At 53.3% G+C, this 18,563-nt stretch carries 15 protein-coding genes and 3 tRNA genes; 13 read left to right on the top strand and 5 right to left on the bottom strand.

Annotated elements, in window-relative coordinates:
- Positions 1-140 precede the first annotated feature (140 nt).
- From K6V98_RS04215 to K6V98_RS04195, 5 genes are all read left to right on the top strand, one after another.
- Positions 141-1,559 carry a PTS galactitol transporter subunit IIC gene (locus K6V98_RS04215; RefSeq protein ID WP_222199268.1) on the top strand — a complete coding sequence of 473 codons (1,419 nt, stop codon included), beginning with the start codon at positions 141-143 and terminating at the stop codon, positions 1,557-1,559.
- A gap of 18 nt (positions 1,560-1,577) precedes the next feature.
- Positions 1,578-2,408: a hypothetical protein gene (locus K6V98_RS04210; RefSeq protein ID WP_222199267.1), complete on the top strand. Its 831-nt coding sequence runs from the start codon at positions 1,578-1,580 to the stop codon at positions 2,406-2,408.
- Between the two features lie 87 nt (positions 2,409-2,495).
- Positions 2,496-2,582, top strand: a tRNA-Leu gene (locus tag K6V98_RS04205).
- 301 nt (positions 2,583-2,883) lie between these two features.
- Positions 2,884-4,134, top strand: coding sequence for a serine hydroxymethyltransferase (glyA, locus tag K6V98_RS04200; RefSeq protein WP_222199266.1), 1,251 nt, complete (start codon positions 2,884-2,886; stop codon positions 4,132-4,134).
- Between the two features lie 300 nt (positions 4,135-4,434).
- A complete protein-coding gene (locus tag K6V98_RS04195) occupies positions 4,435-5,424 on the top strand; it encodes an SPFH domain-containing protein (protein ID WP_222199265.1) in 990 nt (329 codons plus the stop codon).
- A gap of 124 nt (positions 5,425-5,548) precedes the next feature.
- On the opposite strand, the gene K6V98_RS04190 is transcribed toward K6V98_RS04195, so the two are convergent.
- Complete coding sequence (locus K6V98_RS04190) at positions 5,549-5,719, bottom strand: DUF6724 family protein (RefSeq protein WP_222199264.1); 171 nt, start codon at positions 5,717-5,719, stop codon at positions 5,549-5,551.
- 88 nt (positions 5,720-5,807) lie between these two features.
- Between K6V98_RS04190 and serS the strand changes: the two genes are divergently transcribed.
- Positions 5,808-7,097 carry a serine--tRNA ligase gene (gene serS, locus K6V98_RS04185; protein WP_222199263.1) on the top strand — a complete coding sequence of 430 codons (1,290 nt, stop codon included), beginning with the start codon at positions 5,808-5,810 and terminating at the stop codon, positions 7,095-7,097.
- Between the two features lie 452 nt (positions 7,098-7,549).
- Here serS and K6V98_RS04180 read toward each other — a convergent pair whose 3' ends face one another.
- The gene (locus K6V98_RS04180; protein ID WP_222199262.1) at positions 7,550-8,971 is read right to left on the bottom strand and encodes a PTS transporter subunit EIIC; all 1,422 of its coding nucleotides are present in this window, start codon (positions 8,969-8,971) and stop codon (positions 7,550-7,552) included.
- 9 nt (positions 8,972-8,980) lie between these two features.
- Entirely contained in the window at positions 8,981-9,880 is a 900-nt protein-coding gene (locus K6V98_RS04175; RefSeq protein WP_222199261.1) for an alpha/beta hydrolase, read from the bottom strand.
- A gap of 530 nt (positions 9,881-10,410) precedes the next feature.
- On the opposite strand from K6V98_RS04175, the gene K6V98_RS04170 reads away from it, so the two are divergent.
- From K6V98_RS04170 to K6V98_RS04155, 4 genes are all read left to right on the top strand, one after another.
- Positions 10,411-11,271 carry a MurR/RpiR family transcriptional regulator gene (locus tag K6V98_RS04170; RefSeq protein ID WP_222199260.1) on the top strand — a complete coding sequence of 287 codons (861 nt, stop codon included), beginning with the start codon at positions 10,411-10,413 and terminating at the stop codon, positions 11,269-11,271.
- Positions 11,264-12,163, top strand: coding sequence for an N-acetylmuramic acid 6-phosphate etherase (gene murQ, locus K6V98_RS04165; RefSeq protein WP_222199259.1), 900 nt, complete (start codon positions 11,264-11,266; stop codon positions 12,161-12,163). Before K6V98_RS04170 ends, murQ begins: the two co-directional genes overlap by 8 nt.
- A 126-nt stretch (positions 12,164-12,289) precedes the next feature.
- Entirely contained in the window at positions 12,290-13,504 is a 1,215-nt protein-coding gene (locus K6V98_RS04160) for a MupG family TIM beta-alpha barrel fold protein (protein ID WP_222199258.1), read from the top strand.
- A gap of 413 nt (positions 13,505-13,917) precedes the next feature.
- Positions 13,918-14,265, top strand: a complete 348-nt coding sequence (locus K6V98_RS04155; protein ID WP_222199257.1) for a hypothetical protein — start codon at positions 13,918-13,920, stop codon at positions 14,263-14,265.
- Between the two features lie 66 nt (positions 14,266-14,331).
- Here the strand turns inward: K6V98_RS04155 and K6V98_RS04150 are convergent.
- Together K6V98_RS04150 and K6V98_RS04145 are read right to left on the bottom strand one after the other, a co-directional pair.
- A tRNA-Ser gene (locus K6V98_RS04150) sits at positions 14,332-14,422 on the bottom strand.
- Positions 14,423-14,709: 287 nt separating this feature from the next.
- Positions 14,710-17,139 (bottom strand): tetratricopeptide repeat protein, encoded by a 2,430-nt coding sequence (locus K6V98_RS04145; protein ID WP_222199256.1) that lies wholly within the window; start codon positions 17,137-17,139, stop codon positions 14,710-14,712.
- Between the two features lie 271 nt (positions 17,140-17,410).
- On the opposite strand from K6V98_RS04145, the gene K6V98_RS04140 reads away from it, so the two are divergent.
- From K6V98_RS04140 to K6V98_RS04130, 3 genes are all read left to right on the top strand, one after another.
- Positions 17,411-17,487, top strand: a tRNA-Arg gene (locus tag K6V98_RS04140).
- A gap of 358 nt (positions 17,488-17,845) precedes the next feature.
- Positions 17,846-18,073: a type II toxin-antitoxin system RelB family antitoxin gene (gene relB, locus K6V98_RS04135; protein ID WP_306792739.1), complete on the top strand. Its 228-nt coding sequence runs from the start codon at positions 17,846-17,848 to the stop codon at positions 18,071-18,073.
- A complete protein-coding gene (locus K6V98_RS04130; protein ID WP_222199255.1) occupies positions 18,070-18,360 on the top strand; it encodes a type II toxin-antitoxin system RelE family toxin in 291 nt (96 codons plus the stop codon). Before relB ends, K6V98_RS04130 begins: the two co-directional genes overlap by 4 nt.
- Positions 18,361-18,563 lie beyond the last annotated feature (203 nt).

Below are 18,563 nucleotides of genomic sequence, written 5' to 3'. Positions count from 1 at the left end.
TAGCTCTGGCGCCCCAATGCACACCGCGCGTTTTCGCTTACAAGAGCCACGACCGATCGCGATGCTGACACGCCAGTACGTACAGGATATGTCTGTCTGTATGCTCACACACCTCCGTTCATTGAGGGAAGGAAGCAAATATGGAAGCTCTGCTCGGTATTTTTACCTTCATACAAGGATTAGGTGTATCGGTGATGATGCCGATCATCATCACGATTATCGGCGTTTGTTTAGGTGGAGGCTTTAGCAAGAGTCTCAAAGCTGGCTTGATGGTCGGCGTGGGATTCATTGGTTTAACCCTGGTAATTAATAATCTGCTCGGCGTGAACCTTGCTCCAGCTGTTGAGACAATGGTCGAGCGCTTTGGCCTCTCACTTTCTATCATCGACGTGGGCTGGCCTGCCTCAGCAGCAATCGCTATGGGCTCAACAATAGGCTCGCTGATCATCCCGCTTGGCCTATTAGTGAACGTGATTATGCTCCTGACGAACACCACACAAACGGTGGACGTAGATATTTGGAACTACTGGCATTTTGCATTTACGGGCTCGATCGTGGCGATTATCACTGATAACCTGGCCTTTGGCTTTGCTGCCGCTGTTATCAACATGGTGATTGTTCTCATTTTGGGTGATATTACCGCTCCACAGGTTGAGAAGTCTTTAGGTATGCCAGGAGTTTCGTTGCCGCACGGCTTTACTGCCGCGTTTGCCCCAATTGCAATGGCGGTGAACGCCCTCATTGATAGAATTCCGGGTGTGCGCGATATCAACCTTGATGTTGAGGCAATGCAGCGCAAGTTTGGCGTGTTCGGTGAGCCGCTGTTTGTGGGCACCGTCATTGGTATCGTTATCGGTGCAGTTGCATATTTTGATCCGGCAGATGTCGCTGGCTCCATTACAAAGATTCTGGTTCTTGGAATCTCTCTGGGCGCGGTTTTGGTCCTTATTCCGCGTATGGCATCCTTGCTCATGGAAGGCTTGCTGCCTATTTCAGACGCAGCGTCTGAGTTCATTCAAAAACGCCTGAAGAACCGTGGGCGCATTTATATTGGTTTGGACTCTGCTGTAGGCGTGGGTAATCCAGTAACGCTTTCGATGGCGCTGATCTTAATTCCTGTAATGCTGCTGCTTGCTGTGGTGCTACAGCCTTTGGGTAACCAGGTCATTCCGTTTGGCGATCTAGCAACTGCTACCTATATGCTCGTGTTGGTGACGCCGATTGTTGGGCAAAACGGTTTTCGCGGCCTGATCGTTGGTGTGGTGGTGCTGGCGATCGGCCTTTTGATTTCTACCTATATGGCGCCGTTCCAAACAACAGCTGCTCTGCAATCTGGATTTGATATTGCCAAGTACGCTGGTACGGCATCCGCACAGATTTCTTCTTTGTGCGATGGCGCGAATCCGCTGACCTTCATTTTCGTATTCTTGGGCGATATGAACGGCTGGCTCTGCCTAGGCGTAACGGGAGTCGGGGCAGCGGCGTTGGCGCTTTGGAATCGCAGCCGGATTCTAAAAGAAGCGCGTGAGTTGCACGATGAGATGCACGAGGCGGCGTGACGTTTAATGGCGAAACGCGTGAGCGACGATACGCAGGCGCGTGACGGCTTGGGCGGCAGTGTGAAGTCGCGCGATGGCTTAGGCGACGACACGAAGACGTGCGATGTGGAGCGGCCTGCTGAGTGGGAGCGCCAGAGCGACGTGGGGGCACCTGTGGAGCTTCCCTCCCAGGCATCTTGGGTTACAGACCAGGAACTCTCTGATGTTCGCTCAACTATGCTGCGGCTTGAGGGCTCTGGTACAGAAATCGAATTCCAGGTTAACGAGACCACAGACCAAACAGCAGAGGTGCCTTCTGTACCGCCATTCGGTAGAAGAGGTGCGTCTTTGCCAGCTCCACCCATAGGTAGATGGGTTGTTGATGCAGCGACCTATCGCTCTGAGGTGCTCATCCCCGGCTATGCGTCCCTCGTTTTTCCCTTGCTGGGTGCAGCTATCCTGGTCATGCGCCCAGACTTTACAGGCGGGGCAGCTCTGTTTGTGCATGTGGCGAGTGTGGTGATGATCGTTGCCGGTGTGTATACAGCCATGCGAACCTTTATAGGGCATGCGTATCCTCGCGAGATTCTGATTGAGCCAGATGCGATTTCACTCACTTCTTTTGGGGCAACTGATCGTTTTGAGCTGGCAAACTTAACGCGCTGTGCGGTTCGTGAGGGTGCAGCGGGTCGTATGCATGTACGGTTGGCAGGAGCGCATGCTCGTGAGCGAGCGTATTTCGTGAACCTCTCCAGCATGCACCGTGGCATTGCTAGGGGCAGCAGTGTGGATGATCTGCGTACGTATTTCTTTGCTCTTGAGGAATATCTCGATCCGGAAGGGATTCGCGTACGCGCTCGCCAGCGTTGAGCATATGCTCGTTGCCAGCCCGCTCATGATGAGTCGTAAAAACCATCTAGCCAAGGAGCCGCTGCTCGTGTATAGTTACCAACGCTTGCGGGCGTGGCGGAATTGGCAGACGCGTATGGTTCAGGTCCATATGAGCTCCGGCTCGTGAAGGTTCAAGTCCTTTCGCCCGCACCATTTGATTGCAAAGCCCCCGCTTGGGGGCTTTTTGCTCTTCTTGCTGCGTAGCCGGCGTGCACAGACGAGCCTTTACCTCTCATGAGTCTCGTTTCTGCACGAGCCACATTCTCTTATGAGCCTTGTCCTTTGCACATAGCAATACTGTTCTTAAACCGAGTGTTAGCACCCTTGCTGATACCAGATTTGTAAGGACTTGGACAACTGAGTCAGTTGCTGCAATGGATGCTGCCGTATGGGTATCCAACACAGTACGTGCAGACTCGTCGGCGCACGCGCGCCGCTGACTCAAGGAGGCTCCATGGAACTTGCTCATCTCAGAAAGCATGACCCCGACGTGGCAGCAGCACTCGATCAGGAGCTCACCCGCCAGCGCGGAACGATTGAGTTGATCGCTTCTGAAAATTTCACCAGCCCTGCGGTCATGGAAGCTACCGGAAGCGTGCTTACCAACAAGTACGCTGAGGGTTATCCTGGCCGTCGCTACTATGGCGGTTGCGAGAAGGTAGACATTGTTGAAGACCTCGCACGCAAACGTGCCTGCGAGCTCTTTGGTTGTGCGTTCGCAAATGTTCAACCGCACTGTGGTGCCAACGCTAACCTGGCTGCCTATGCAGCGCTTATTAAGCCGGGAGACACCGTCTTAGGCATGAGTCTTGACCAAGGCGGACACCTCACACATGGCAGTCCGGTCAATTTTTCTGGAAAGCTTTATCGTTTTATCCCGTATGGTTTGGATCTTGAGACGGAGACCATTGATTACAACGAGCTCGAGCGGCTTGCTCAAAAGGAGCGCCCGGCACTCATTGTGGGTGGCGCTTCGGCATATCCGCGCGTTATCGATTTTGAGCGCATGGCCTCCATTGCCCATGCGGTAGGCGCGCGCTTCATGGTGGATATGGCTCACATCGCTGGCCTCGTAGCAACGGGCGCACATCCTTCTCCTATGCCCCATGCCGATGTGGTAACTTCCACGAGCCATAAAACCTTGCGCGGTCCTCGCGGCGGCTTCATTTTGTCCAATGACGAAGAGATTGCACACGCGATTGACAAGGCGGTATTCCCGGGCACACAAGGCGGCCCTCTCATGCATGTTATTGCTGGTAAGGCCGTCGCTTTTGGCGAGGCGCTCCGTCCGGAGTTTGCCGAGTATATTGAGAACGTGGTAGAAAACGCAGCAGCTTTAGGCGAGGGAATTGCTGAGGGCGGCCTGCGGCTGGTCTCTGGTGGTACTGATAATCACCTCTGCTTGGTGGATCTTACCGAGAGTGGTGTGACCGGAAAAGACGCTGAGCGAATTCTTGAGGATGCTGGCATTACGGTGAACAAGAATGCAATTCCTGGAGATCCGCGCTCTCCCTTTGTAACAAGTGGCATTCGTGTGGGGTCGGCTGCTGGCACAGCGCGCGGCTTTACGGCAGAGGAGTTCCGCGAGGTGGGCAGCCTTATTGCTCGCGCGGTATTTCAGGCAGGCGACGAAGCAGCCCAGGTGGAGATTGCGGCACGTGTGCGCGAGCTATTGGCGGGGCATCCGTTGTATCCCGAGTTCTAACGGGCGAGTTTGTATGGCTGTCTGTTCGCGTGTGGGGGGCGTGCGAGGGTGCGTAGGTGTGCGGGCACGGAGCGCGAACTTTTGAGGAGCGGCTGGTGCGTACGAGGCTGAAAGGGTGTAAGCGTGAGAGTGGCTGGTGCTCGTTTGGTGTGCGTTCGAGCGTGAACCCTGAGAGATGTAAGGTGTAGATGCATGGCATGCCCCAGCAGGTGCGGGCAACTGCAAGGAGGTGTCTTGGTGATCGTGTACCATTAAGACGCAAGAAACGTGGTTCGGAACGAAACCTCTGATAGGAGAGTAATGGAGTTCTTTACATTTTTTGATCTGTTTGACTTCTTAGTAACCACCATCATCTTGATCGTCATTGCGCTCTTTTTTCTTCGGGGCATATTCTTTGTGGTTAAACAGCAGCATGCGGTCATTATTGAGCGCTTCGGAAAATTCCACCGTATTGTGCCTGCAGGGTTTCACATCAAGATCCCTCTGATTGACCATCGTGCTGCCACGGTGAGTTTGCGCACCATGAAGAATGGCTTTGATATTGACGCGAAGACTGAGGACAACGTCACGATTGGTCTTGAGGTTTCTGCCCAGTATCACGTGAGTTACGAGCGGGGTGCCGCGCCTGAGGATTCTGGCGTATACAAGAGCTACTACATGCTGCAAGAGCCGGTTGCTCAGATGCGCGACTTTATTACCGACGCTTTGCGCTCGTCTATCCCTATGTACACGCTGGATGAGGTTTTTGCCAAGAAGGACGACATTGCTCAGGACGTGAACGCTACGGTATCTGAGCAAATGTCAAATTACGGCTTCACCCTCGTTTCGACCCTCATTACCCGCATTGCTCTGCCTGCAGAGGTGGAAGATTCAATGAACCAGATTAACGCCGCTCAGCGCACCAAGGCAGCGGCTCAGGATCTGGCAGAGGCCGATCGTATTCGCCGGGTTACTGAGGCGAAGGCCGAGGCAGAGGCTATGGAGAAGGCCGGTGAGGGTATTGCCAATCAGCGCAAGGCAATCGCCATTGGTATTAAGGACTCGCTCGAAACGATTCAAGAAACGGGCGTGGGCAATGACGAGGCAAATCAGCTGTTCATGTTCACCCAGTGGACAGAGATGATGAACGAGTATGCTCGCAGTGGTCGTGCTTCAACAGTTGTATTGCCAACTGATTTTAAGCAGTCCGCCTCAATGTTTGAGCAGATCGTAACAGCTCATCAGGTAGAGGATGGAGTACAGCCACCTGCCCAGCCAAAGCGCGAGCGTCGTGGGAAAGACGCTAAATAGTCCCTTTGAGTTCGTCAGAAGCTCGTAAGCTAGAGCACTGCCCGAGCGCCCGCCTGAGCCATGATGGCTTGAGCGGGTGCTCTTGTGTTTCGATTCCATGGGGTTTGGACGGGCGCGCGGTGTCCTAGCTCCAGAAGCCGTCGTCTCCGTTCTCGTCCTCGCCGCGATCGACATAGAGCTGGCCGGTGCGCTTTTCAAGTAAGAAGGCTGCGATTCCAAAAACAACTAAGCCGCCAACGAATAGGACGGCTAGTCCCTCGCGGGTTCCAAATAGGAAGGTAAAAAAAGCGTCCATGAGGTGCTTCTCCGTTGCCAGACTGCGTTCAATATGACCATCAGTATATACTGGCACATACACTACGCGCCAACACTCGGAGGTCAGCATGCTTGACATGAAATACGTTCGCGAGAACCCAGATGCCATTGACCACGCAATGGCGAATCGTCAAACGTCGTGGGATCGGGATCGCTTCTTTGCGCTCGACGCCGATCGGCGCTCTGTGATCGCCGAGGTTGAAGAACTTCAGGCGAAGCGCAACGCTGAGTCTAAGCGCATTGGCACCCTCATGCGCGAGGGCGCTCGTGATGAGGCAGAGGCGGCCAAAGACGTTGTTCGCCAGATCAACGAGAAGATTGAGGGACTCGCTAGCCGTCGTGGTGAGCTTGACGCTGAGCTGGATGACTTCATGGCTCATCTTCCGAATATCCCAGGAGAGGCCACGCCGGTGGGTGTGGATGAGACAGAAAACCCTGAGCGTCGCCGGTGGGGTACGCCGCGTGATTTTGCTGCAGAGGGTTTTGAGCCCAAGGCGCACTGGGATTTGGGTACCGATCTCAATATTCTCGATTTTGACCGGGGCAATAAGCTCTCTGGGAGCCGCTTTACTGTGCTTGGCGGAGCTGGAGCTCGCCTAGAGCGCGCCCTCATTAATTACTTCTTGGATACGCATACTGCTCGCGGATTTAAAGAGTGGTGGCCACCGGTGGTGGTAAAGCGCCAGACCATGTATGGCACCGGCCAGCTCCCTAAGTTCGAAGATGACGCGTATCACGTGGGTGAGGATGAGTTCTTGATCCCCACGGCAGAGGTTGTGCTTACGAATCTTCACGCTGGTGAGGTGCTAGATGCAGAGGATCTGCCGCTGCGCTATACCGCGTTTACACCGTGCTTCCGTGAGGAGGCGGGCTCGGCTGGTCGAGATACCCGTGGCATTATTCGTCAGCATCAATTTGACAAGGTAGAGATGGTCAAGTTTGCCACTCCCGAAGATTCTGATGCTGAGCTTGAGAGCATGACGGCTGAGGCTGAGTATCTGTTGCAGCAGCTGGGTCTCCCATATCGGGTGATTTCTCTTTGCACAGGCGACATTGGATTCTCGGCTCGTCAAACCTACGACGTGGAGGTGTGGCTGCCCAGCTATAACGCGTACAAGGAGATTTCTTCTTGCTCTAACTGCGGAGACTTCCAGGCGCGTCGAGCAAATATCAAGTATCGTGACCCTGCTTCTTTTAAGGGCTCTCAGTTTGTGCACACCTTGAATGGATCTGGCTTGCCAGCGGGTCGTACCATGGCCGCGATTTTGGAGAACTTCCAAAATGCAGACGGCAGCATTACCGTTCCGGAGGTGTTGCGCCCCTATATGGGTTGCGACCGAATTGTTCCGGAAGCTTAAGGTGAAGTAGCGAGGCTGAGGTCTGGCGTACAGGCTTGGCACCTAGACCTGGCACCTAGGCTTGGTGCTCAGACCTGGCACCCGAGCACAGAGCTACAAAAAGGCGGGCTCGGAGCTCTGGTTCCGAACCCGCTTTTGTTGATTGTTTCATGCGGCTGAGAGGCTTGTGCTGAGCCCAGCGCTGATCCTCATGCGGCTGTCGTTGTGCTGACGCTAACAGCTTGCTGCCAACACCTGGCTGGCACGCTCGGTCGCCAACGCCTTCTGTCTAGCACCTGGCTGCCACTCTTGGCTGCCAACGTCCTCTGTCTTCAGCACCTGGCTGTCAGCATTCTCCCGCGAGTAGCCTGTTTGGCAATTTCCCGTCAATACCCTCTTGCGAGTAGTCTGCCGCCGCGCCCTGTCATCAGCGGCCTACTGCAGGCGTCTTCTCGCGCCACGGATGAAAGCTCCTATTCCGGATAGATCTCCTCAATACGTTTTGCGTCATAGCCAAAGATCCAAGTCAGGACAAAGCCACCAGCGTAGGCCAATAGCATTGCGATGGCATAGGAGATCTGGCTTCCAGGTTGCACAATCAAAAGACCAAAGAGGCCAGACACGCCCTGAGAGACGGTTCCCAAATGCAGGATGGACGCAGCCACTCCTCCAATGCCAGCGCCTAAGCAGGCAGTAATAAAAGGCCTGCCTAATGGCAGCGTAATGGCATACATGAGCGGCTCGCCAATTCCCAAAATAGCAACGGGTACCGAGCTCATAACGAGACGCTTAAAGCGGACATTCTTAGAACGCAGGAAGAGGGCAAGACCTGCTCCCACTTGTCCGCCTCCGGCCATCATTAAGACGGGCAACAGGTAGTTGATACCCTCAGTGGGTCCTGCAGGATTGTTGAGAAGAGCATGGATGGGGGTGAGCGCCTGGTGAAGACCAACGGATACCAAGGGCAAAAATCCTGCCGCCAGAATATAGCCACCAAAAACGCCGAGCTGGGTGTATACAAAATCCATCACAAGATAAATGCCCGAGGTGAGTGCCGTGCCAACGGGCTGCAAGAATACAACAGCAATGAGCGAGCCCACGATAGTTGTGATGAGCGGCGTCAAGAACGTATCCAAGATATTGGGCATGACTTTTCTGATCGCGCGCTCAAGTGCGGCGAAGAAGGCACCCATCAACAGTGCAGTAATAATGCCGCCAATACCAGCTACAAAAAATGAGTTGGTAAATGGCATCGCCACAGCTTGAGAGGCAAGTGGAAAGCCTGGAACCGCAGCGTTTAAGCAGAAGGCTCCACCAATGCCGCCAAGAATTGCCGTTCCCTTAAACTCTCGAGCAGCATTCATACCAACAAAGATCGGCAGGAACGTAAAAAGTCCCCAGCCAATTGTTTTAATGGTGAGATACCACCAGTGCGTGGTAAGAGCTCCAGAAGTTTGGAAGTCAATAACATTGCAGACGCCGTTAATGAGACCTGCCGCAATAATACCGGGAAGCAAAGGAATGAAGACGTTTGCAATATGTTGCAGTCCGCGTTGTAAGGTGTGGTCGTGTTTTGTCTTTTGATCGTCCTTATTTGATTGTGCAATATCGGCCAGATCATCTTCGGCTGCCTCAACACTTCCCAGCGGAAGACCGGTCAGCTCGGCAATTGCCTCACCGACTTTGGTAACAGTGCCAGGACCAAATACGATCTGTATCGTTTTTGCCTGCACAACTCCCATAACGCCCTCAACCGCGCGCAAACCTTCCATATCCACTTGTGAGATATCTTTGACCCCAATACGCACGCGTGTCATACAGACGGCGTTCGAAATCAGGTTCTTCCTACCGCCGACCAGATCTATCAGCGTCTCTGCAGTTTTAACGTAATCCATCCCTGCCTCCTAGTTCTCAAACCGGTCAAGAACCCAGGCGTAAGCCCCGGGCATGGTCTTTGTCCAATACGCCCAATTATGGTTGTCTCCGGTATCGCGCCGGTAGGTCACATCTGCGCCAGCTGTCCGAGCTGCATCCACAAAGACATCCACATCCGCTACAGGAACCGTTCCGTCGTCGGCCGTGGTGGCAACATAGAAGGCAATATCTTGAGCATGCTGATTAAGATAGGCAGCAGGCGAGAGGCGATCGTAGACGTCCCACGACCACGAGGTGTCCCCATCGCTAAAAGCGTGCTGAGACTTAAAGATGGCGTTATCTTCGGGGAGGCGCTGCCACACAGAAGGCGAGACCATAATCGCCGCGCCAAACTGATCGGAGTGCTTAAGCGCCAAGCGCGCCGCTCCATAGCCACCCATTGAGATGCCACCGATTGCATGAGCAGCACGGTCGGGGGAGACCCGGTAAGTCTTTTGGATAAACGGAATGAGGTCATCCATGATGGCGGTTTCCATCTGCATGCCATGTTCTGAGTCAACATAAAACGAGTTGAAGCCATCTACAAACACAACGATTGCTTCGGTGCCCGATCGGTTCATAGCACCGTCGAGCATCTGCTGAGAATTAAAACGTTCGAGTAGGTTACGGTGGTTGCCATATAGGCCGTGGAGCATGTACAGAACCGGATAGGTACGCTCGGACTTGGCGTCGTATCCGCGTGGCAGATAGACGTCGTAGTTCCAGTCAATTCCAAGTACAGGAGAGTAAAACGATGTTGCTTGCACGGCGCTGGGAGCCGTTCGTGTAGGTGCCGAGTTAGGTTCGGTGGCTGTGCATCCCGTGATCGGGATCGTAATGATCATGCTGCAAGCCAAAATGGCGAGCGCTACGATCCGTTTTTCAATCATCCGCTCCTCCTTTTTACAGGTGGGCTATACGGTCTGCCCACTGAGTTGCCCCGTCTTGCCAGCCGGGCAGGCGCGCTTGGGGTACGCACGGCCACATGTGAACTGCGGGCAGCCACGCTTGAGAAGCGAACAGCCACGCTTGAGAAACGAGCAGCCGCGTTTGACGTGCGAGCAGTCATGCACCGAAAGCTCAGAACTCGGCAGCTTGACCGGGGTGTATTTCGCACTATAGACGGGCGAATGTGGGTGCCGGCACGACTGGCCAGAGGTTGGAATGTTTGACATAGCTTTGTTTTGCGAGCGGTTGCTTCTTGTCGCTCAGCGGAAGTGATGGTTCTTTTCTACGATATATGTGAAACTTTGTACCAAGTTTAGTTTGAAAGCATGATCTAATCGTATTCATCAGTGTTTAATGAGGTGGGGTGCGCACGATCGCCTGCTAACAGAGCCGCTCGCTCGTATGGCTGCGCGCAAGGCTGCCTAAGAAGGCCGCTCGTGCGTGCATACCACCAGATGCAAGGGATTTTGTCATGCGCGGTATCTTGCTTAAAATTCGAGAGCTCAGAAGAAGCAAAAGCCCAGCTATTCGAAGTATTGCTGAGGAAATCTCGCGTGACCCTGCAAGCGCTGCGATCCAAACCATACGCGGCCTTGCCAAAACGAGTCACACCTCTCCCTCAACTGTTGTCCGCTTTTGTAAGAAGATGGGCTGTGCTGGTTATCGTGAGTTGCAGCGGGCACTTTTGTTTGAGCTAGCAACAATCGAAGATTCTGCCGACGTAGCCCTTGAGGGGATAGAACCTCAGGATGCGACTGAGGAGATCTTGGCAAAGGTGGTTCGAAGCACCGTTCGTTCGCTCGAAGCAACTCAGCGCTTACTCGATTCCGAGGTACTTGATGCGTGTGTATCGGCGCTTCAGGCGTGTCGCACTGCCTGCCTTTTTGGCGTAGGCGCGTCGTTGCTCGCCGCTCGCGATCTTGAGCTGAAGCTGAATCGCGTGGATAAGCAGTGCCATGTATACGAAGACTGGCACAGTCAGCTGCTTTGCGCTCGCAATTTACATCCAGATGACTTAGCGATTGTGTTTAGTTACTCAGGTCTTACACGTGAGATGGTTGAGATTGCGCGCTGTGCCAAAAAGCGCGGGGCACGCGTGATCGCGATTACGCGAGTAGTGGGCAGCGAGCTTGGCGATGAGGCAACGTGGGTGTTGGCGCTCGCAACGAGCGAGCCTTTGGTGAGAAGCGGTGCTATGGCATCGCGTGCCTCACAACTCATGATTGTTGACGCGCTGTACGCCTTATATGTTGCCCGCGACTACGAGCGCTGCACCCACATTATGCTGCATAACTTTGATGAGAAGCGACCGAAAGGGATGGATCATGCTTGATCTTGAGGCTCTCGTAACCGAGGCAAGAAACCCCTCCACCCTCGATTTAGATGAAATGAGTACACTTGAGATTGCCGAGGCAATGAATGAAGAGGATGCCCGCGCGGTGCAGGCTGTTCGTGAGGTTTTGCCCCAGGTTGCTCAAGCAGTTGAGTGGGCGGCCAAGGCCTTAGGCGCAGGTGCTCGCCTCATTTATATGGGAGCTGGCACCAGCGGGCGCTTAGGTGTGCTCGATGCAGCAGAGTGTCCGCCAACTTTTGGAGTTTCTCCCAAGATGGTGGTCGGCCTTATTGCCGGAGGTAGCCAGGCATTTATTACGGCGGTTGAGGGAGCAGAGGATAGTACGAGCTTAGGAAAAGAGGAGCTCATATCAATTGGTTTGACCTCACATGATGTAGTGGTGGGTCTTACGGCGAGCGGGCGAACTCCGTACGTGCTTTATGGTCTGCGCTACGCTCGGTCGTGTGGGTGTAAGACGGTTGCCATTGCGTGCAATCGAGGGTCTGAGGTGGGGCGTGAGGCCGATCTGGCCATTGAGCCGGTGCCAGGACCGGAGGTGCTCACTGGCTCAACGCGATTGAAGGCAGGCACAACGCAAAAGCTCATACTCAATATGATTTCAACAGCTGCCATGGTGCGCATAGGTAAGGTATACAAAAATCTCATGGTAGATGTGCAGCAAACAAACGAAAAACTCACCGTGCGGGCGCAAAATATTGTGATGGAAGCCACGGGCTGTTCGCGGTCTGCAGCTGTTGCAGCACTTACAGAGGCGACAGGCCATGTGAAAACTGCGGTGGTTATGTTGTTAGGAAAGATGGATGCTGCGTCGGCTCGCGTGGCACTTGACCAGGCGGGCGGCATGGTACGACGTGCCATCTCGGGCTCGTAATGTTCTGGGTGCCTGCGGCGGCGTTCTGAGCGGTGCGATGGTAGGGGATGTCTGCGGCGGTGCGTTGAGGTGCGTGGGGATTGCGGAGAAGCAGCGCGGAAGCGTGGGTGCTTGCGGAGGAAGCGTATGAAAACAGGAATCTCGCTTTATCTCAGTAGTGGAGCTCAAGCTACGAGAGAGGTGCTGGCGCGAGCAGCAGCGTCTGGGGTCTCGCTTGTATTCACCTCGCTTCATATTCCTGAGGACGCTGGTGGCATTTCACTGAGCGATGCCAAAGACCTGATCGAGCAGGTACGTTCAGCAAAAATGGAGCTTATGGTAGATGTGGGGCCAGAGACGTGCTCGCTTCTTGGTTGCCAATCGGTTGAAGATCTGGCGGCTCTTGGCATCACGAGTATTCGGCTTGATTACGGGTTTACGCATAATGAGGTAGCTGAGCTTTCTCACACATTCCGGATTGTTTGCAATGCGTCTACGGTGTCGCGGGAAGATATTCGTGCATGGAAGGCAGCGGGGGCAGATCTCAGTCGATTCACTGCTTGTCACAATTATTACCCCAAGCCGTTGACCGGTCTTTCTATGTCAGATCTTCGTCAGATAAATGAGCGTTTGAATGCATGGGGGCTTGAGGTATTGGCCTTTGTGCCAGGCGATGGAGAGCGTCGTGGGCCTTTGCATGAAGGCTTGCCCACAATAGAGGTTCATCGGGCGCACCCAGAGATGCTTGCCGAACAAGCGCTTGATCTGGTCTATCAGGGTGGCTGTGACGGAGTCATTGTTGGGGATATTGGGCTTTCCACAAACTCATGGAATCGTATGGCACAGATCTCACAAGGCTTTGTAGATCTCCGCTGTGAGTTTGAGTCTGGCTTTGAGTATCTGGATGGTCAGATTCATCATGACCGACCAGATTCCAGCAGCTATGTATTTCGATCTCAGGAGTCTCGATCGACTTTGCGGACGGTGGCTTCGAGTGCGTATGTTGACGCATCTGACTCGGAGCCGTTTGTCTGTGCCCAATGTGCTGACTCAGATATGCAGCCTGCCGACCTGGGCGCACAAGCTGCCTGCGTACAACCCGTCGTTGCTGGCTCGCAGCCTGTCGGTGTAAGCACGCAATCTGTCGACTCAAGCGTGCAGCGTACCTGTGCACGGCCTCAGGGAACTATTTCTATTGCGAATGCGGATTATCTGCGATACGAGGGTGAGTTTGAGATTGCGCGGCAAGATCTAGCGGGTGATCCAAGGCAGATGCTTGCGGGCAGGGTCTGTGCGCAAGACCTGCATTTGCTCAAGCTCGTACGTAGCGGTTTTGGTATTCGCTTTAAACGAGTTGAATAAGTGCTGCGCAAGCGGTCAGGTACGGCAACGTAACCAGCTCTAAGAGCTCAGCTTACCTTGTTGTATCAGCAGCTCTGGCAACACACGAGTAGGCATGACAACGTAAACAGTCCTACAATCGAAGCTCACGTTGCCGTTTCAGCAGGTCGAGTAACGCAGTTCGAACTAGGCGCTTCAAGATCGAGAGATCCAGTGTTGTATAAGTAGGTACGACACCGTAAGCAGCCCTTACAACCGAGACTCACATCGCTGTATAGGCAGGCCGAGCATGGAAGCTCGAACGAGGCATCTCAAGGCTGAGCCTGACGCATCATCTTCTCCTACCACCTTCTTCAGAATACTAAAAATATACGAACACATGTTCGCTTTTTATGATAGAATGACTATAAGAAAAAGGCACAGGAGGGAGCAAAATGCAGGTGTTCCAAGAAGTTGCAGTTTTGTTCGAGAGTTCGGAAGACGGGGAGTCTTTGCGCATTGATTGCGCGATGACGCGGGAGGGAGGCCTACAAATCATGCGGGTGAGTGAGGGTCCGCTTACGCAGTGGTGTTTTGAAGAGTCTCCTCATCCCGTTACCACCTTGGTTGATCCTGCCGGTACTTCATCGCTCATGGAATTTGTACAAGCTGATTTGAGTCCACAGCTTCCAGCGGTTCTTGCGAGTGAATTTACTGGTGTAGAGGCAGATGCCGATATTCGTGCTTTTTTGCGCAGGCTCAATATTGGCTACGAGGTTAAGGAGCCGCCGATTGTGCGTTAGTTTGCTAGCACGGGTTTGCAAAAGCATCGGCTCTCCAGCTAAAAGCCAGAGAGCCGTTGAATTCGCTGGCGGAGAGCTGGGGATTCGAACCCCAGATTCCCTTTAGGGGAATACTCGCTTAGCAGGCGAGCACCTTCGGCCTCTCGGTCAGCTCTCCGTATAGCCCAAGCATCATAACCCAGACGGCTTCATTCGTACAGTGTGCCAATTTGGATGTTCGTGTTTTGCCATCGTTTGTGTCGGCTGCACACATGGAGCGCACGGATTTCCGAGCTGCATTTCCTGTGCAATAAGCGCCTCGAGCGGAGCCCGTGCTCCCTTGAGGCGGTTGTTCAATTTTCCTCATGGGCTAGAGCTCGTGAGCACAGGGTAAGCGCTTTTCTCTTCAGGAGGTAATTCTGGCACGGTGCGTCCCGTTTGTAGAAATCGTTCGCGCTCGAGAGACTACCAGTTGAGTGAGCGTAAGACGACGCCAAGCTCGTCGTCGCCGATGATACGACCCATCTCAAGAACGCAATGCGCTGCTAGATAGTGAAATCCTGCATCGCAAAGTCGCTGGGATACCTCGATTAGAAAGGCAATGAGTTCATCGGTTGGAGGTGCATCAATGCCGCGTTTTGCAAGGGCAGCTTTTATCTCCTGAATAGCGGGAGGCTCGCTTAAACCCATCTCACTCAAAAGGTACTGCATTTCGGTACGAGCGGTTTGATCAAGATCATTACCAAGATTTGGCATCATGCTATAGCAGGCGAGAGCCCCGGTATGATCACCCTCAGTCCAGAGTGCAAATGCAAGGCGGTAGAGATAATAGGCGCAGTCTTCTAAATCGTAGGCAAAAGGCATGCCATGCCGAGCAACCTCAATGACCTCATCAAAGCGGCCAACATAGGCAAGCAGATTGATGAGGCTGAAGTGCGCACGGCTCGATACAGGGGCTATATCCAAAAGATTACGTGCTTCGCGGATGGCATCATCTGTTCTGCCAGCGTGTGCATAGAGGTTGGTAAGGCTCAGCTGTGCCTCAAAGAGAGCATGCGGCAGGCGATAGATTCTGAGATCAGGATCTTCGGCTTTGTATCCCATAAGCATGCGCTGCCAGAGTTCATCTGCATATCGGCTCACGAGCGGGCGGCTTGCAAGAAGCTCCTTAGCAGCACAGCTTGCCTGAATCTCTTCGATAATCCTTGCGTATTCAGCCCCTGCACGGTCTAAATCCTGAGATTCTCGTGAGCGCGTTTGCTGCAGCCTGAGCATCCAAGGATCATCTTCGCCATCCATGATGGCAAGCTCTTGAGCGGTGTCTGCAAGAAGCAGTCGCTGTAGGTCAGAGGGTAAAGCGCGCTCATCGGCGGCAGCAGGAGTTGCGAGGCCAGGTGCTGGCACGCGCAAGACATCAAGATCAGGGTGGTCGTGAGCAACTTCAAAGGGAGCCAAGACGTGAGAAGCATTGGCATCGACTAATGAGAAGCGATCAAGATTGTCTGAGGCAGAGAGGCAGTCAGAGACGAATGCGCCGCGCTCAAAGCTAAAAGATCGGGCTGGTTTGAGCGACGTCGTTTGCATCTGGACAGCGCAGCGCTCAATCGTTGCTCCGGACGAGAAGCATGCCGCAGCTAAAACGAGCGCCATGCGCGCTGCCATCTCATGTGCCATAGTCTCGCGTGTCGGCACTTCAAGATCGTGCCAGGAGTTGGTGGCAGCATCAAACGACCAGGCTTGCATGGCCTGTACATCAGGCTGGATAAACTGAATGCCTATCAAATTTTTTGCAGCGTGGAAGCGGAAATTGTATTCCAGCCTAAAGACGAGGTTCAAATGCTCGCAGGTGGATGCAAGCCGTGTGCGTACATCCCACTCGCCACCAGCCTCACAGGTATAGCCGCTTGGATTGACCGGGGCTGCCCATCGGTTGGGCTCAAACGCGCGTGCGAGGAGCTTTCGGCAGGAGCTTCCCACATCGCTCAGCACGCGCTTATCGATTGCGATGCAGGCCGCTTCGGTTGGTGACGCAGTAATTGGAGCAAGACCGGCTCCCATTGCATCAAGTACGCGTGAAATTCGGTTGAACGTAGCCTCGAGAGCAAAAAGAAAGGTCAGATCAGCAGGGCTGAGCTTTTCTTGATCAAGCTTGAGGTAAAAAGATCGCGTGCGTTCGATGCGTGCAAGCTGCAAATCGGCGCGCAGAGCGATTTCGCGGAGTTGGTTCAGGTCGGTATGCGCAAAGAGTCGCAAAGCAAACTGTTCAATTCCGGAAAGCTGCTGTGCCGTTTTGAGACGAAAAAGCAGAGCCTCAAGCGCGTCTGGTAGCGGCGTGTCATTAAAATGCTCAAAGATTTCTACCGGCGTATCAAGCGGCTGCTTCAGCTCGGCGTCGATCTCGTGAGCACGCAGGGAGACAGGAATTGAGGATCGTACATCTTCGTTTGGAAAAACCAGATAACGAAGATAGAGCGAGGCAATGAATGGACGAAGTGTCTGAGAACGATTGCACCCTTTGTCCGGGGTCACTTCACGAAAACCGGCGGGCGGATCTATTTCGTAGGCACCAACACGGGTCATTGAGATTCCGGGTACAGCAAGATAGATCCCGCCACTCCCGTTGTCGTGCTCTTTTGCAATGAGGAGTCCGGCAACCTCGGGAAATTCTTCAACTGGCTCAGTAACCGCAAGCACTCGACCATCTTTTGCCAGGCATGCAATGAGGCGAGCGTGAAAAGGATCGATTCGCTCCGCCAAGTAACCCAAGGAGTCTTGAGGCTGAGGACAGATGTTATTGACGAGCACATAGGTTGTATCTTTTGGCTGGCCAGGAAGGCGGGGAAGCCGATCGGGGCGAGGCAAAAGTGGTACCTCAACGATTGATCGATCAGTCATAGAACCCCTCCTTCCAAATCGGTGCGAACTTCTCATAGTATGCCCAATAGCAGCGACATATTGCTCGATTGCTCGTTTGTGCTCGGCCGTATGGGCGAGTATGTAGGCAGGCAAAGACACTACGGATCGCACGCTGCAAGATATTCGTGCCACCGTTCGAAATTCAGCCTAGATAGATGGCTCAATGAGGGGAGTCGATGGAGACAGACGGCAATTTGTAAAAAAGATGCTTGACGCACCCCTGCACGCGTGCGAATATATCTCTTGTGTTGCGGCGTTACCTCAGCTGGATAGAGGGTCTGACTACGAATCAGAACGTCACAGGTTCGAATCCTGTACGCCGCACCAGTCGTTTATAAAAGGTCGGGCTCCTCTATCGCCCGGCCTTTTCGCTTTTCATTTCAAATGAATCATGTGGTTTCGGTTGTCCTCTGGCGGCCTCGGCTACCCCATTGTCCTGCAGCGACCTTGGTCAAGCACGGGTAATCACTCATGGAGGCCCCTTTGACATACAGGTGCAGCGTCTTCAAGCATCGCTCATCAGTCCTTTCACTCGAAGGAGTCTCTTCACTTCAGAGCTTCCTAACAGAAAGCACTATTTCAAGAGGGCACTTTGTACTGATGAACCCTCGATGCTGCCATATTGCTCTTGAGCCTCTGTGGTAAGATCTTCGTACTACATCGTAGTACGAAGGGTGGAGGGCATATGGCTATGCGGGCGACTGCTATTCGGTTTACAGATGAGGAAAAAGATTGGATCAAATCCTGCGCCGACTTTATGGGAGAAAGTTTTTCTGAGTTTGTCCGGAAAAGCTCGCTTGAAAGAGTCGAAGAAGCAGCTGATCTTCAAGCATATCGAGAAGCTCTGGCTGAAGATGATGGCGTGACGTATTCAATGGAAGAGGTCATGCGTATGGCTATGATGGGCGAGTGACCTACAAAGTTGAATTTGCGCAACCAGCTGTAAAGAGTCTCCGTAACATACCGAAGAAGCAGCGTCTCATGATTTTGTCTTGGATTCATGAGCATCTACACGGATGTGAAAATCCGAGAATGGTTCATGGTGGAAAACAGCTTCAAGGAACGGCGTGCGGATGGCGTTGGCGTGTTGGAGCATATAGGATTCTCGGCCAGATACAGGATGAAGTTCTCACTATTCTGGCAGTTCGGATTGGTCATAAGCAGGGTGTTTATAAGAATCTACCTAAGCGTGCGCTTTAGGCTGAAACATCGATATTGAAGTTTTTTGTGGTGATGTGGCTTCGTGTTGTGCAAACGAGTGCGACGTCATTTTTATCTCCAAGGAGCTCGGTGAGCGTATCAAAGATCGTGCAAAAGTCCCAATAGTTGAGCTCGATAACTTCATGAGCAAAAAAGAAGTAGAAGAAAAGGTCATGGCATATCTCGAGTCTGCTCGTCAGTAG

Origin of the sequence: Collinsella ureilytica, from assembly GCF_019795105.1 — a bacterium.
GTDB lineage: Bacteria > Actinomycetota > Coriobacteriia > Coriobacteriales > Coriobacteriaceae > Collinsella > Collinsella ureilytica.
This window is presented reverse-complemented; position numbering and strand designations above follow the sequence as displayed.